The following is a 15,080-nucleotide window of genomic DNA, read 5'->3' on the forward strand; positions in this document are numbered from 1 at the left end:
AGGCTTGAACTTGCGGCCAAACGCCTCAAATTCGCGTCAACGCCGGCTGCGCTGTTGGAAAGCACGGGCCGTTGCAGTAATGGGCCACTATGGTTTTATGGATCATCCTCGCAGCTCTGACGGCGGCCGTTGCGGCAATCCTCATCCTGCCCTTCGCCCGAGCCACCAAAACAGCATCCGCTGACCGTGCCGGAGAGGTCGCCGTCTATCGTGACCAGCTGGCCGAACTGGACCGGGACCGAGCCCAGGGCCTGATCGAGCCGCAAGAGGCCGAATACGCCCGCGCGGAGATCGGCCGCCGGCTGCTGGCTGCGGCCGGTGCCGGGGAAGCCGACGGGATTGCCGCTCCGAAGACACGCAAACATGGGCTCGCCACTGCCATCGTAACGCTGGTTCCGCCCGTCGTCGGGCTCTGTCTTTACCTGGCGCTCGGTAATCCCGGGCTGCCGGATCAGCCGCTCGAAGCGCGGCTTGCCAATCCCGGCAACAATGTCGCGCTGCTGGTCGCCAAGGCCGAGCGGCATCTCGCCGAAAACCCCGATGACGGTTCCGGCTGGGACCTGCTCGCGCCGATCTATTTGCGCTCCATGCGGCTCGGTGATGCTGAAATGGCCTATCGCAACGCGATCCGCATCCTTGGGGCCAGTCCGGTCAGGCTCGCGGGGCTTGGCGAAACGCTGGTCGCATCGAATGACGGGATCGTCACCGAGGACGCGCGTTCCGTCTTCGAGCAGGCGGTGAAGCTCGATCCGGACAATCCGCGTTCCCGCTTCTATGTCGGCCTCGGCTTAGAGCAGGCGGGCAGGGCGGCAGAAGCAAGGGCGCAGTTCGAGACGATTGCAAAAGCCTCGCCCGCCGACGCGCCGTGGATGCAGCTCGTCAACCAGCATATCGCCAAGAACGGCGGCACCATCGTGCCGGGACGGGACACGGCGCAGGTTCCGGGAAATCCGAGCCAGGCGGATGTGGCGGCAGCCGAAACCATGTCGCAGGGCGATCGGCAGGCGATGATCCGCGGCATGGTCGACAGCCTTGCGGAACGGCTGAAGCAGGATCCCAATAATCTCGAGGGCTGGGTGAGGCTGGTGCGCTCCTATTCCGTGCTCGGAGATAAACCCAAGGCAGAAGCGGCGTTGAAGAGCGGCCTCAAGCAGTTCCCGTCATCAGGAGAATTGGTGGCGCTGGCCAACGAGATGGGGCTTGCCGTCGAAGGAGTGGCCCAATGACCCGCAAACAGAAGCGGCTGGCGGTGATCGCAGGCGGCATGAGCTTCATCCTCGTCGCGGTGCTGCTCGTCATGTTCGCCTTCAGCCAGTCGGTCGCTTATTTCTTCATGCCGGCCGACCTTGCCAAGGCGGACGTCAAGCCCGGTACGCGCATCAGGCTTGGCGGGCTGGTGGCCGAAGGCTCGGTGAAGCGCGGCCAGGGCTCGACCGTGAGCTTTACCGTGACGGACGGCACCGGCAATGTGCCGGTCACCTATACGGGCATCCTGCCGGACCTGTTTCGCGAGGGCCAGGGCGTGGTGACCGAAGGCGCGTTCGATGCGGCATCGCATGGTTTTGTGGCCGACAGCGTGCTTGCCAAGCATGACGAAAACTACATGCCAAAGGAAGTCGCCGACCGGCTGAAGGCGCAGGGCGTCTGGAACGAAGGCCAGGGGAAACAGGGCCAAGCCAATCAGGGAAAACCCGGCAGTGCCAAGGGAGCGGTCACGCAATGATCATCGAGATCGGCCATTACGCGCTTGTGCTGGCACTTGCGACCTCCCTCATCGTCTCCGTCCTGCCGGTGATCGGCGCAAGGCGCGGCGACGTGGCGATGATGGCGCTGGCGCCGACCGGCGCGCTGGTGCTGTTCGCGCTTGTCGCCTTTTCCTTCGGCGTTCTGACCTGGGCTTATGTGGTCTCGGACTTCTCGGTGATGAACGTCTGGGAGAATTCCCATTCGCTGATGCCGCTGATCTATAAATTCTCCGGCGTCTGGGGCAATCACGAAGGTTCGATGCTGCTCTGGCTGCTGATCCTCGTTTTCTTCAGCGCGCTGGTGGCGGTGTTCGGGCGGAATCTGCCCGATACGCTGCGGGCCAATGTTCTTGCCGTTCAGGCCTGGATCTCGACCGCCTTCCTGTTCTTCATCCTTTTGACTTCCAATCCGTTCCTTCGCCTCAACCCGGCGCCGGCCGAGGGGCAGGACCTCAATCCGGTGCTGCAGGATCTCGGCCTGGCGGTTCATCCGCCGCTTCTCTACCTCGGTTATGTCGGCTTTTCGGTCTGCTTCTCGTTCGCCGTCGCGGCGCTCATGGAAGGCCGCATCGATGCCGCCTGGGCCCGCTGGGTGCGGCCGTGGACGCTCGCCGCCTGGACCTTCCTGACCGCCGGCATCGCCATGGGTTCCTACTGGGCCTATTACGAGCTCGGCTGGGGCGGCTGGTGGTTCTGGGATCCGGTCGAAAACGCCTCCTTCATGCCCTGGCTCGCCGGCACGGCGCTCCTCCATTCGGCGCTGGTCATGGAAAAGCGTGAGGCCCTGAAGATCTGGACCGTGCTGCTGGCGATCATGACCTTTTCGCTGTCGCTGCTCGGAACCTTCCTAGTGCGCTCGGGCGTGCTGACCTCGGTGCATTCGTTTGCGACCGATCCGACCCGCGGCATCTTCATCCTCTGCATTCTCGGCATCTTCATCGGCGGCGCCTTCGCTCTGTTTGCCTGGCGGGCGCCGATGCTGAAGGCGGGCGGCATTTTTGCGCCGATCTCGCGCGAGGGCGCGCTGGTGCTCAACAACCTGATCCTGACGGTGGCCACCGCGACGGTGCTGACCGGCACGCTCTATCCGCTGATCCTCGAAACGCTGACCGGCGAAAAGATCTCGGTCGGCGCACCGTTTTTCAACATGACCTTCGGCCTGCTGATGTTGCCGCTGCTGGTCGCCGTGCCGTTCGGGCCGGTGCTTGCCTGGAAGCGCGGCGATCTCCTGGGCGCCCTGCAGCGGCTCTATGCCTTCGCCGGCCTGGCGCTGGCTGCAGGCCTTGCCTTCTTCTACATCCAGAACGGTGGGCCGGTTCTGGCGATCTTCGGCCTGGTGCTCGGCTTCTGGGGCATGATCGGTGCGTTCGCCGATCTCTGGTATCGCGCCAATTTTTCGAAGGTCGGGCTGTCTGTTGGGCTGAAGCGCCTGGCCGGCCTGCCGCGTTCGGTCTTCGGCACGGCGATTGCCCATTTCGGGCTCGGCGTCACGGTGCTCGGTATCTTTGCTGCGACGACTTTCGGCACCGAGACGGTGGTCGAGATGAAGCAGGGTGCTTCCGTCGATATCGGCGGTTATTCGCTGACCTATGACGGGCTGCGCGATGCGGTCGGGCCTAACTATACCGAGCAGCGCGGACATTTCGCCGTCAGCCGCGGCGGCGTCCAGGTGGCCGATGTCTGGTCGTCGAAGCGGCTCTATACGGCGCGGCGCATGCCGACGACGGAGGCCGGCATCCTCACCTTCGGGCTCAGCCAGCTCTATGTCTCGCTCGGCGACGCAATGGACAGCGGCGGCATGGTGGTGCGCATCTGGTGGAAGCCGTTCATCCTCTGCATCTGGGGCGGCGCCCTTGTGATGATGTTCGGCGGGTTCGTTTCGCTGTCGGATCGACGGTTGCGTGTGGGCGCGCCGAGCCGCAAGGTGAAACCGGTCAAGGCGACGCTGGAGGCTGCGGAGTGATGGCGAACTCACGCACATCACCCCCCTGTGCCCTGCCGGGCATCTCCCCCTCAAGGGGAGAGATCGACCCGTTGCCATGTCCCGCCCCAAGCAAACGCCGCGATTGGAGCAATGTCGGTGCGTCTTGCCAATCTCCCCCCTTGAGGGGGAGATGCCCGGCAGGGCAGAGGGGGGTGTTCTGGGTCGCTCTTGCAATGATCCTGGCTCTCCTCGCCCCCCTGCCGGCCTTCGCCGTCAACCCCGACGAAGTGCTTACCAACCCCGTGCTCGAACAGCGGGCCCGAAATCTTTCGGCCCAATTGCGCTGTATGGTGTGCCAGAACCAGTCGATCGACGACTCCAATGCGGAGCTTGCCCGCGACCTGCGCGTACTGGTGCGGGAGCGGTTGACGAACGGTGATACGGACGGTCAGGTGATCGATTATGTCGTGTCTCGCTACGGCGAATTCGTGCTCCTGAAGCCGCGCCTCAGCGCCAAGACGATCATTCTCTGGGCAATGCCAGTGCTACTATTGCTGGTCGGTGCAATCGCCATTCTGATCTTCGTCCGCACCCGTCCAAGCCAACGCGCAGTTGCGGCGCTGAGTGCCGAGGAACAGGCGCGCATCGAAGAGCTTCTGAAAAAATAGCTGCCTGAAAGAGGCACGCTCGAACATTACCAATATTTCATTCGTCCGCCACCTGCAGTTAACCTGCGAGCGCCTATATCTCTCTCATCCACCGCTTGGCTGACCTCCGGCCAAAATGACTGAAGAGAAGAAGGTAGCTTAAAACATGCGCAATATCGGACGTCCCTCTCTGAAGACCGTCTTGAAGACCACCACGGTTGCTGGTCTTGCCGCGGTCATGCTCTCGAGCGGCATCCCGGCTCAGATCACGCAGTCCTTTGCTGCTCCGGTCAGCGTCACCGCACCGCAGACCCCGAGCTTTGCCGATGTCGTTTCGGCTGTTTCTCCCGCCGTCGTTTCCGTGCGCGTCCAGTCCGACGCCCAACCCGTTTCCGATGACACCAGTTCGTTCAGTTTCGGCGGCCGTGGCTTCGACCAGCTTCCCGATGACCATCCGCTGAAGCGGTTCTTCCGTGAATTCGGCGGCCAGATGCCGGGCGCTCCGGGTGCTCCCGGCGACCGCAACAACCGCAACCAGGATCGCGCCGACCGCAACGGCCCGCGGGGCCAGGACGGCAATCGTCCTCACCGCCTGCGCCCGGCGGCACAGGGCTCCGGGTTCTTCATCTCCGAAGACGGCTATGTCGTCACCAACAACCACGTCGTTTCGGATGGTTCCGCCTACACGGTCGTTTTGAATGACGGCACGGAACTCGAAGCCAAGCTGGTCGGCAAGGACAGCCGCACTGACCTCGCCGTGCTCAAGGTCGACGCCACCAGCCGCAAGTTCACCTATGTCAATTTCGCGGACGATTCGAAGGTCCGCGTCGGCGACTGGGTGGTTGCCGTCGGCAATCCGTTCGGCCTTGGCGGTACGGTTACCGCAGGCATCGTTTCTGCCCGCGGCCGCGACATAGGCTCCGGTCCCTATGACGATTATATCCAGGTGGATGCGGCGGTGAACCGCGGCAATTCCGGCGGCCCCACCTTCAACCTCTCGGGCGAAGTGGTCGGCATCAACACCGCGATCTTCTCGCCGTCGGGCGGCAATGTCGGCATCGCCTTTGCGATCCCGTCGTCCACCGCCAAGGACGTCGTCGCCGACCTGATGAAGGACGGCAAGGTCGATCGCGGCTGGCTCGGTGTGCAGATCCAGCCGGTGACCCAGGATATCGCCGACTCGCTTGGTCTCAAGGAAGCGACCGGCGCCCTCGTCGTCGCTCCGCAGGAAGGCTCTCCGGGCCAGAAGGCCGGCATCAAGGAAGGCGACGTGATCACCGCCGTCAACGGCCAGCCGATCAAGGATGCCCGTGACCTCGCCAAGCGCGTCGCCGCCTTCGGCCCCAACACCAAGGTCGATGTCGACCTGTGGCGCGACGGCAAGGCGCAGAAGATCCCGGTCACGCTCGGCAACCTCCAGAGTGACGAAGCCGCCAAGGCCGAGCCGAAGCAGCCCGACGCTCCGGCGCCCTCCAGCGACAAGGCGCTTGCCAGCCTCGGCATCACCGTCGCTCCGGCCGAGGACGGTTCCGGTCTCTCGGTCACCGATGTCGACCCGGACAGTGAAGCCGCCGCCCGCGGCCTGAAGACCGGGGAAAAGATCGTCTCGGTCAACAACCGCAAGGTCACCAGCGCCGCCGAAGTCGGCAAGGTTCTCGACCAGGCCCGCAAGGACGGGCGCACCCGCGCGCTGTTCCAGGTGGCCGGCGAAGGCAATAGCAGCCGTTTCGTTGCCCTGCCGATCAATGAAGGCTGATTTCTAAAAAACAGGTCGCAAGATCGAGGGCGCCGCCGGCAACGGTCGGCGCCCTTTTTCCTTCCATGGAGCGCGTGATGGAAACGGATACCCGATATTCTGCCAGTGCCGCAGATTCCCGTAGTGCAAAGGCGGGCGCGGACGCTATTGTTCCGCACATGAAGATTCTGGTGATCGAAGACGACCTGGAGGCCGCGGCCTATATGACCAAGGCCTTTCGCGAGGCCGGGATCGTGGTCGACCACGCAAGCGACGGCGAGAGCGGCCTGTTCATGGGGACCGAAAATTCCTACGACGTGATGGTCATCGACCGCATGCTGCCGCGTCGCGACGGGCTTTCCGTCATCAGCGAGCTGCGCAAGCGCGGCATCAATGCGCCGGTGCTGATCCTCTCGGCACTCGGCCAGGTGGACGACCGGGTAACCGGCCTGCGCGCCGGTGGCGACGACTACCTGCCGAAACCCTATGCCTTTTCCGAGCTGCTCGCCCGCGTCGAAGTGCTCGGCCGCCGCAAGGGCACGCCCGAACAGGACATGGTCTACCGGGTCGGCGATCTGGAACTCGACCGGCTGTCGCACGAAGTGAAGCGAGCCGGCAAGGAAGTGCTTCTGCAGCCGCGCGAATTCCGCCTGCTCGAATATCTGATGAAGAATGCCGGCCAGGTGGTCACCCGCACCATGCTGCTCGAAAACGTCTGGGACTATCACTTCGATCCCCAGACCAATGTCATCGACGTGCATGTCTCGCGGCTGAGATCGAAGATCGAGAAGGATTTCGAAAAGCCGCTTCTGAAGACCATTCGCGGTGCCGGCTACATGATCAAGGACGAGGGGTAAGCCGACTTGCTGGCACGTGCCCGCCTGATGTTCCGCTCGACGGCCGTGCGGCTGTCGGCGCTCTATATCCTGCTCTTCGCCTTGTGTGCGGCATTCCTGGTCATTTACGTGACGGCGATGTCCGAACGGCTGCTGGCGCAGCAGACGCGCCAGTCGCTGCAGGAGGAAGTGCAGGAGATACAGCGCGCCTATGAACGGGGCGGCGTCAGCCTTCTCCTGCGGATGATGGAGCGGCGGGCCCGCCAGCCGGGCGCGAACCTCTATGTGATCGCGGGTCCCAACGGCGAGATGCTCGCCGGCAACGTCGCCGCGGTGCAGCCCGGCGTGCTCGACGAGCAGGGCTGGACGGAAATTCCCTTCACCTACGAACCCTATACCGAATCGGATCGCCCTGGCCGGCATCTCGCCACGGCCAACGTGATCCGCCTCGACAATGGCCTGCGGATGCTGGTCGGTCGCGATCTCGGCGACCCGAGCCGCTTCCGCGGCATCGTACGCCGGGCGCTGATGGTGGCGCTGGCCATCATGGGCGTCGGGGCGCTGGTGATCTGGTTCGGCATTGGTCGCAATGCGTTGAAACGCATCGACCGGATGTCGGCGGCGAGCCAGAAGATCATGGCCGGCGACCTTTCGCAGCGCCTGCCGGTCGGCAAGTCCGGCGACGAATTCGACCGGCTGTCAGATTCGCTGAACGCCATGCTTGGACGCATCGAGAAGCTCAACGAAGGTCTGCGTCAGGTTTCCGACAACATTGCCCATGACCTGAAGACGCCGCTGACGAGGCTGCGCAACAAGGCGGCCGATGCGCTGGGCGAGGATCGTGCGGACGTGCGCCGGACAGCCCTCGAAGGCATCATCGCCGAATCCGACCAGCTCATCCGCACCTTCAACGCACTGCTGATGATCTCCCGTGTAGAGGCGGGATCGATCGCCGCGGAAATGTCCGATGTCGATCTGTCGGCGATCTCCGCCGACAGCGCCGAGCTCTATGAGCCCGCGGCGGAGGAAGCGGGCCTGTCGCTGACGACCGAGCTCGAACCGGGGCTCGTGGTCCACGGCAACCGCGAGCTCATCGGGCAGGCGATCTTCAACCTCCTCGACAACGCCATCAAATACGCCTCCGAGGCAAAGGACGCGGCGCATATCCGCGTTCGCCTCGCCAGGAGCGACGGCACGCTCAGGCTCTCCGTCTGCGACAACGGCCCCGGCATCCCGGCCAACAAGCGCGGCGAGGTGACCAAGCGGTTCTTCCGCCTGGACGAAAGCCGCTCCAAGCCCGGCACCGGCCTTGGCCTCTCGCTGGTCGAGGCGGTGATGGAACTGCATGGCGGCTCGCTGGAACTCTCCGCCACCGATGAGGCGAACACCTCGGCGCCCGGCCTGACGGTCACCATGGTCTTTCCTGCGCCGAAGCCTTAAGTTTGGCCAGGGAAGAATCACGGGAGGTGCCAGTGTCGGAGACCGGAAACCGGCTCGATACGGTGAAGGCGGAGGTGATCCGTCCGCTGAACCAGACGGAAGCCAAGGCAGCGATGGCTGCCCTGAAGGATATCGGCAAGTCCGAACCCTCGGTCGCGGCACTGCTTGGCAAGGACGGCGCGCTCAAGGACTTCATCGTCGCGGCTTTCACCCTTTCGCCTTATCTGCGCGACATGGCGGTCATCTCGCCAAAGCTTCTGGTGACAGCGATCACTGAGCCGTTGGAGCCGGCGCTCGACCGGCTGGTCGAGACGGCGCGGCGGGCCTGGCTGCCGAGAGACGGCAAGGCACCGTCTGAAAACGAGGTGATGACGGCACTGCGGACTGCCAAGCGGGCTTTGAGCTTCCTCGTCGCGCTCGCCGATCTCGCCCGCATCTTTTCCGCGAAGGACACGACACGCTGGTTGAGCCTGTTTGCCGAAGCCTCCGTCGCCGCGGCAATCGACTACCTTCTGGTTGCCGGCCATGAAAGCGGCAAGCTGAAGCTCGCCGACCTGGATGAGCCGAGCAAGGGTTCGGGCCTGATCGTGCTTGGCATGGGCAAGCTCGGCGGCCGGGAGCTCAACTATTCTTCCGACATCGATATCGTCGTGTTCTTCGATCCCGAAACGGGCATCCTCACCGATCCGCTCGACGGGTCGGAAGTCTATGGCCGGATGATGCGCCGCCTGATCCGCATCCTGCAGGAACGTACCGCCGACGGTTACGTGTTCCGCACCGACCTGCGCCTGCGGCCGGATCCCGGCTCCACGCCGCTCGCCGTCTCGCTCGACGCGGCGCTGATCTATTACGAGGGCAGGGGGCAGAACTGGGAGCGGGCAGCCTTCATCAAGGCGCGGCCGATTGCCGGCGACATTGCAGCGGGCGAAAATTTTATGCGGCTGCTGACGCCCTTCGTGTTCCGCAAATATCTCGACTATGCGGCGATCGCCGACATTCATTCGATCAAGCGGCAGATCCATGTCCACAAGGGTCACGGCGCGATCGCCGTGAAGGGCCATGACGTCAAGCTCGGCCGTGGCGGCATCCGCGAGATCGAGTTTTTTGCCCAGACCCAGCAATTGATCGCCGGCGGCCGCATGCCGCCGCTGCGCGCCCGAGATACGGAAGTGGCGCTTGCCGCACTCGCCGAGGCCAGATGGATCACGCCCGAGATCGCCGCCGAGCTGACCGAGGCCTACTGGTTCCTGCGCGATGTCGAACACCGCATCCAGATGGTGCGCGACGAGCAGACTCATAACCTGCCGGAAACCGATGCCGAGCTGAAGCGCATCGCCTTCATGCGCGGTTTTGCCGACACTGCCGGTTTTTCCGCCCGGCTGGAAGAGGTGCTGCGAACCGTCGAGAAACGTTACGCACGGCTCTTCGAGCAGGAGGCAAAGCTGTCCGGTGGCGACGGCAATCTCGTCTTCACCGGCCAGCAGGACGATCCGGGCACGCTGAAGACGCTTGCCTCGCTCGGCTTCGAACGGCCGGTCGACATTTCCCGCGTTATCCGCACCTGGCATTACGGCCGCTATCGCGCCACCCAGTCTGCCGAGGCGCGCGAGCGGCTGACCGAACTGATGCCCGCGCTGCTGCAGGCTTTCGGCGAGAGCAAGCGCGCCGACGAGGCGCTGCTGCGGTTCGACAGCTTCCTGAAAGGCCTGCCGGCCGGCATCCAGCTCTTTTCGCTGATCGGCAACAATCCGCCGCTGCTCGCGCTGATCGTCACGATCATGTCCTCGGCGCCGCGGCTTGCCGATATCATCGCCTCCAAGCCGCATGTCTTCGACGGCATGCTGGATCCCGGCCTGATGTCCGAACTGCCGACCCGCGACTATCTTTCCTATCGCCTGACGGCATTTCTCACCGCCGGCCGGCACTACGAGGAAAAGCTCGACCGGCTGCGCATCTTTGCGGCCGAGCAGCGGTTCCTGATCGGCATCCGGCTGCTGACGGGGGCGATCTCCGGTGCCCAGGCAGGCCGCGCGTTCACCCATCTCGCCGACCTCCTGATCGACGCCGCCCTGAAGGCGGTGACCGCAGAAATCCGCAGTGCCCACGGCACCTATCCGGGCGGCCGTGTCGCGGTCATGGGCATGGGTAAACTCGGCAGTTTCGAGCTGACGGCCGGTTCCGACGTCGATCTCATTCTGCTCTACGACTATGACAATGAAGCCACGGAAAGCGAGGGCGACAAGCCGCTCGATTCCACCCGCTATTTCACCCGCCTGACGCAGCGGCTGATCGCAGCCCTTTCCGCGCCGATGGCGGAAGGGGTGATCTTCGAGGTCGACCTGAGGCTCAGGCCGTCGGGCAACAAGGGGCCGGTCGCCACCCGCATCAATGCCTTCGGCAAATACCAGCGCGAAGAGGCCTGGACCTGGGAACACATGGCGCTCACCCGCGCCCGGTTGATCTGCGGCGAAGAAAGCCTCGCCGACGAAGCGAAGGGCATGATCGGCGAAGTGCTATCGACCAAGCCCGATATCGCCAAGATCGCCAAGGACGTGGCCGAGATGCGCGCGCTGATCGACAAGGAAAAGCCGCCGCGTGACATCTGGGATTTCAAGCTCATTCCGGGCGGCCTGATCGATATTGAGTTCATCGCCCAGTATCTGCGCCTGATTGCGCCAGCCAAAGGCGTAGCGCCCGATACCTACGGGTTCAGCACCGAGGAAGCCCTGAAGGCGCTTGGCGAAAAACTGATGAAGCCCGGCGATCTCGATACCTGCATCGAGGCGTTACGGCTGTTCACCGAACTGTCGCAGATCGTCCGGCTCTGCGTCGATGGACCTTTTGATCCAGGTGATGCACCCGCCGGGCTTGTCGAGCGCGTCTGCCGGGCTGGGGATTGCCCGGATATCAGGACGCTGGAGGGTGAGGTGAAGCGGCTGTCGAAGGCGGTGCGGGGAATATTCCAGACGGTCGTCCGGAAATGAGAGGTGGCGTTGCCCCTCATCTAGCGCTTGGTTCGGTATTGCGGCGATCCTCAGGCCACCCGCTTGCGACTAACCAGCAGAGGCTGGTCAGGAATAAGCAGCGAGACGACAGTGCCTTCGCCGACCCGTGAACGGATCCGCATCTTGCCGCCGTGCAGGCCGATCAGCGAGCGGGAAATGGCAAGCCCCAATCCCGAACCGCCCTTGCTCTTGGCATATTGGCTCTGCACCTGCTCGAACGGCTGGCCGATCTTGTTGAGCGCCTCCATCGGAATGCCGATGCCGGTGTCGGCGATCGTCAGCAGCACCCCTTTTTCCAGTTTGCGGGCACGCAGCTCGATCCTGCCGCCGTAGTTGGTGAATTTCACTGCGTTGGAGAGAATGTTGAGCAGCACCTGTTTCAGCGCGCGGCGGTCGGCCACCATGTGGAGGCTGTCGCACAGGCGCTGATGGATGGCGATCTCCTTGTCCTGGGCGGAAATCGTGGTCAGTCGCAGGCTTTCCTCGATCAGCGGCTTCAGGTCGACCGCCTCGCACTGAATGCGCATATGGCCGGCCTCGATCTTCGACATGTCGAGGATGTCGTTGATGACGTTGAGCAGATGTTTGCCGCTGTCGTGGATGTCCTTGGAATATTCCGAATATTTCGGCGAACCGAGCGGCCCGAACATGCCGTTGGCGAGGATTTCCGAGAAGCCGAGGATCGCATTGAGCGGCGTTCTGAGCTCGTGCGACATGTTGGCGAGAAATTCCGACTTGGCCTTGTTGGCAGCCTCGGCGCGTTCCTTCTCCGCCTGGTAGTTGGCGTTGGCGATCGAAAGCTCGGATTTCTGGCGCTCCAGCTTCTTCTGAGAGGAAGAAAGGTCGCCGATCGTCGCCATCAGCCGGCGCTCGCTGTCGCGCAGCCGCTCCTGGTGGCGTTTCAGCAGCGTGATGTCGGTGCCGACCGAGACCAGGCCACCGTCGCGGGTGCGGCGCTCGTTGATCTGCAGCCAGCGCTCGTCGGCGAGCTGCACTTCGGTGGTGCGCGAAAGGCCGCTACCGTCCGGGTCTGCAACTCGGCGTTCGATCACCGGTCGCGCTGCTGCGGCGTTGACCGCATGCCGTTCGGTGCCGGGCACAAGCACGCTGTCGGGCAGACCGTAAGCCTGCTGGAAATGGGTGTTGCACATCACCAGCCGGTCGTTCTTGTCCCACAGCACGAAGGCTTCGGACGTGCATTCGATCGCATCCGCGAGGCGCTGGTCGGCTTCGGCGTAGCGCTGGGCGAGGCGATGCTGTTCGGTCACGTCCATGGCGATGCCGATGACATGGGTGCGGCCCTGACTGGTCTTCACCAGCTGGGCGCGGGCGCGCATCCACACGTAATGGCCGGCCGCATGGCGCATGCGAAAAACCTGGTCGACCTGCTTGGCATTGCCGCGGCTGATGGCGCGGGCGAGCGCATAGATATTACCGTCGGTCGGGTGCATCATCCGGGCCGCGTCGGTAAACGAAATGACATTGCCGGCGGGGGGCAGGCCGAGCATCTCGTACATCGATCCCGACCAGAACAGGCGCCGGTTGCTGACATCGAAATCCCACAGCCCGCAACGGCCGCGCGACAATGCGGTCTCGATACGCAGATTGGATTCGACGAAGGTCTCGTCGGCCTCGCGAGCGCGTTTCACCTGCATGTAATAGGCATAGAGGATGATCAGCAGGATCGCCGAAATGCCGGTGAAAAGCGTGACGTTGAGCGAGACGTCGTGACGCCATGCCAGATTGATGCTCTCCATCGAATAGGCCGCCACGATCAGCGCGCCTTCGCTGCCGACCGTCTCGATGGCCGCGTAATGCGGGATTTCGCCGAAATAAGTCTCGATCACACCGCTCTCGTCGCCGAACCGCCGCAGTGCCGCGGTTTCCGGCAGGACGGAGGTCAGGCGCCTGCCGATATAGCTGGCCGCCTGCTTGGTGCCGCCGAAGATACGGCCGGTCTCGTCGACGAAAAGAAAGAAGGCGTCCGCCCCCAGATGCTCCTGGGGCAGGAAAGCGCCGAGGCGTTTTTCCGCTGCAGCGCGGTCGCGGCCGATGAGCGCCGTCGCATCACTGGCAAAGGCAGCGCTAGCCGCGGCTGCCATCAGAGCGGTCGATTGCCGAGCGGCGTTTTCCATCCGCGTGTATTCGGAGACGATGCCGAGAATACGCGAGGCGGCGACGACGGTGAGGAATGCGATGATGAGAAGAGGGATCGAACGCTTGAGAACGAGCTCCACCCGCGGCAGCTGCCGTGCGATGGGTTTGACGGAGAGCCGCGCCTCGTCAGGAATGGCCCGCCGCAAATTTCCAAGGCTCGGAAATTTAAGACGCAGCCGCCCCTCGGCCGCGGTTGCCCGCTGCACGTCCGACATGGTTTTCATGGTGTCCCTCATGGTGATTCGCCGCGCCGCTCGCCCGAATCTGCCTTAATGAATCATTAGTGATTCTTCGTGTCCAGAGGCTTGCTAAGATTTTTTTAACGTTTTGATTCAATTGCGAATCGGAAGAGTCCCGCGGGACGGAAAACCGGCTGTCTCAGGAGACGGCCGGGCTTTCGGAAAGGCTGGTGCGGGTGGCCGCGATCGAAATCACCGCCAGCGTGATGATTGCACTGCCATAGATATACGCGGTATTGGAGAGGCCGAGCGTGGGCGCGATCAGTCCCGCGGCGATCGCGGGGATCGAGAAAGCGAGGTAGCTCTCGACCAGGAAGGCCGCGAACAGGCCGGCTCGTTCGTGGCTTTCGGCAAGCGGCAGGACGATCTTCAGAATGTTTGAGAAGATCGATCCGAAGCCGAGGCCGGCGGCCGCGGTGCCGAGGAAGAGAAGCTCGACGGCCTCAAGGTATATCCCGGAGAGCGTGATCAGGACGCCGATGATCAGCATGGTCGCGCCGGTAAAGAGAACCCGCTGTGGTGCCCATGTGCGGAAGATGAAGACCGAGGCGGTGGCGCTCAGCATCAGTGCGGCGACGACCGTGCCGCCGACGAACGGTGAGGTAATGCCGGTCACAACGGCGACCAGTGTCGGCATCAGCGACAGATAGAAGCCCCCGAGCGCCCAGCCGGCGATATTGACCGGCGTGACCTTGAGAAGCGTCGCGCGGGCTCGCTGCGGTACGCTAATATGCGGGCGCATGGCGGCGAGCGCTCCTGGCCGTCCGGTGATCGTCTCCGGCATGAGGGCAAGCGCGATGATGCCGGCGACCGTCGCGATGAAAAGAAGCGCGTAGATGAGATGTGTCGGCGCGGGCGCGAAAGCGACGAGCGTGCCAGCGGCGAGCGTGCCGACCATCAGGCCGAGGAAGGCGGTGATGCTGTTGAGTGTCGAGCCTCTGCGCTTGTCGGTATCGAGGATCGTCGCCCCGAAGGTCGGGAAGGCGATGCCGGTCGCGAAACCCTGGACGATACGGCCGACGAGCAGCGTCGTGCCTGATTCAGCCAGCATGAAGACGATCAGCGCCGCGGCGTTGAAGATCAGCGCCAGCAGGATCAGCGGCCGGCGGCCGAGATAGTCCGAAAGCCCGCCGACCGTCAGAAGCGCCGCGAGCAGCGCGAAAGAATAGGAACCGAAGATCAGGGTGATCATCGCCGGGGAGAGATGAAAGAGCTGCTGGTAGAGATGGTAAAGCGGCGTTGGCGCGCTGCTGGTCGCGGAGATCAGTACCGCGAAGATAAAACTGTAGACCGTCATCCGGAAAGCGGATGGGGAATTGGGCGAGGGGAGGATACTGCTCATGGCGGTTCAC

General features: G+C 63.6%; 10 protein-coding genes. 8 read left to right on the top strand and 2 right to left on the bottom strand.

The genetic code is table 11. The features are described from left to right. The first annotated feature begins 89 nt into the window (after positions 1-89). The 8 genes from ccmI to RG540_RS04450 all read left to right on the top strand — a co-directional run bounded on the left by ccmI (position 90) and on the right by RG540_RS04450 (position 11,311). On the top strand, positions 90-1,226 hold the full coding sequence (ccmI, locus tag RG540_RS04415) for a c-type cytochrome biogenesis protein CcmI (RefSeq protein WP_038585031.1): 1,137 nt from the start codon (positions 90-92) through the stop codon (positions 1,224-1,226). Beyond that, positions 1,223-1,723: a cytochrome c maturation protein CcmE gene (ccmE, locus tag RG540_RS04420; protein ID WP_038585034.1), complete on the top strand. Its 501-nt coding sequence runs from the start codon at positions 1,223-1,225 to the stop codon at positions 1,721-1,723. Before ccmI ends, ccmE begins: the two co-directional genes overlap by 4 nt. Continuing rightward, positions 1,720-3,708, top strand: a complete 1,989-nt coding sequence (locus RG540_RS04425; protein WP_038585037.1) for a heme lyase CcmF/NrfE family subunit — start codon at positions 1,720-1,722, stop codon at positions 3,706-3,708. Before ccmE ends, RG540_RS04425 begins: the two co-directional genes overlap by 4 nt. Positions 3,709-3,902: 194 nt before the next feature. Then, the gene (locus RG540_RS04430) at positions 3,903-4,337 is read left to right on the top strand and encodes a cytochrome c-type biogenesis protein (RefSeq protein ID WP_038593042.1); all 435 of its coding nucleotides are present in this window, start codon (positions 3,903-3,905) and stop codon (positions 4,335-4,337) included. A gap of 145 nt (positions 4,338-4,482) precedes the next feature. After that, a complete protein-coding gene (locus RG540_RS04435; protein WP_038585040.1) occupies positions 4,483-6,072 on the top strand; it encodes a Do family serine endopeptidase in 1,590 nt (529 codons plus the stop codon). Positions 6,073-6,230: 158 nt separating this feature from the next. Next, positions 6,231-6,908: a response regulator transcription factor gene (locus tag RG540_RS04440; RefSeq protein WP_037081175.1), complete on the top strand. Its 678-nt coding sequence runs from the start codon at positions 6,231-6,233 to the stop codon at positions 6,906-6,908. A gap of 9 nt (positions 6,909-6,917) precedes the next feature. Further along, positions 6,918-8,327, top strand: a complete 1,410-nt coding sequence (locus RG540_RS04445) for a sensor histidine kinase (protein ID WP_155414680.1) — start codon at positions 6,918-6,920, stop codon at positions 8,325-8,327. 32 nt (positions 8,328-8,359) lie between these two features. Beyond that, on the top strand, positions 8,360-11,311 hold the full coding sequence (locus RG540_RS04450; RefSeq protein ID WP_157884578.1) for a bifunctional [glutamine synthetase] adenylyltransferase/[glutamine synthetase]-adenylyl-L-tyrosine phosphorylase: 2,952 nt from the start codon (positions 8,360-8,362) through the stop codon (positions 11,309-11,311). Positions 11,312-11,361: 50 nt separating this feature from the next. Here RG540_RS04450 and RG540_RS04455 read toward each other — a convergent pair whose 3' ends face one another. Further along, complete coding sequence (locus RG540_RS04455) at positions 11,362-13,704, bottom strand: PAS domain-containing sensor histidine kinase (protein ID WP_051909592.1); 2,343 nt, start codon at positions 13,702-13,704, stop codon at positions 11,362-11,364. 163 nt (positions 13,705-13,867) lie between these two features. Further along, positions 13,868-15,070, bottom strand: coding sequence for an MFS transporter (locus RG540_RS04460; RefSeq protein WP_038585046.1), 1,203 nt, complete (start codon positions 15,068-15,070; stop codon positions 13,868-13,870). Positions 15,071-15,080: the final 10 nt, after the last annotated feature.

This window comes from Neorhizobium galegae bv. orientalis str. HAMBI 540 (genome assembly GCF_000731315.1).
Classification (GTDB): domain Bacteria; phylum Pseudomonadota; class Alphaproteobacteria; order Rhizobiales; family Rhizobiaceae; genus Neorhizobium; species Neorhizobium galegae.

Bases quoted from the DNA above. Each gene is read 5' to 3' on its own strand.
- ccmI (WP_038585031.1), top strand. From the start codon at position 90: ATGGTTTTATGGATCATCCTCGCAGCTCTGACGGCGGCCGTTGCGGCA.
- ccmE (WP_038585034.1), top strand. From the start codon at position 1,223: ATGACCCGCAAACAGAAGCGGCTGGCGGTGATCGCAGGCGGCATGAGC.
- RG540_RS04425 (WP_038585037.1), top strand. From the start codon at position 1,720: ATGATCATCGAGATCGGCCATTACGCGCTTGTGCTGGCACTTGCGACC.
- RG540_RS04430 (WP_038593042.1), top strand. From the start codon at position 3,903: ATGATCCTGGCTCTCCTCGCCCCCCTGCCGGCCTTCGCCGTCAACCCC.
- RG540_RS04435 (WP_038585040.1), top strand. From the start codon at position 4,483: ATGCGCAATATCGGACGTCCCTCTCTGAAGACCGTCTTGAAGACCACC.
- RG540_RS04440 (WP_037081175.1), top strand. From the start codon at position 6,231: ATGAAGATTCTGGTGATCGAAGACGACCTGGAGGCCGCGGCCTATATG.
- RG540_RS04455 (WP_051909592.1), bottom strand. From the start codon at position 13,704: ATGTCGGACGTGCAGCGGGCAACCGCGGCCGAGGGGCGGCTGCGTCTT.
- RG540_RS04460 (WP_038585046.1), bottom strand. From the start codon at position 15,070: ATGAGCAGTATCCTCCCCTCGCCCAATTCCCCATCCGCTTTCCGGATG.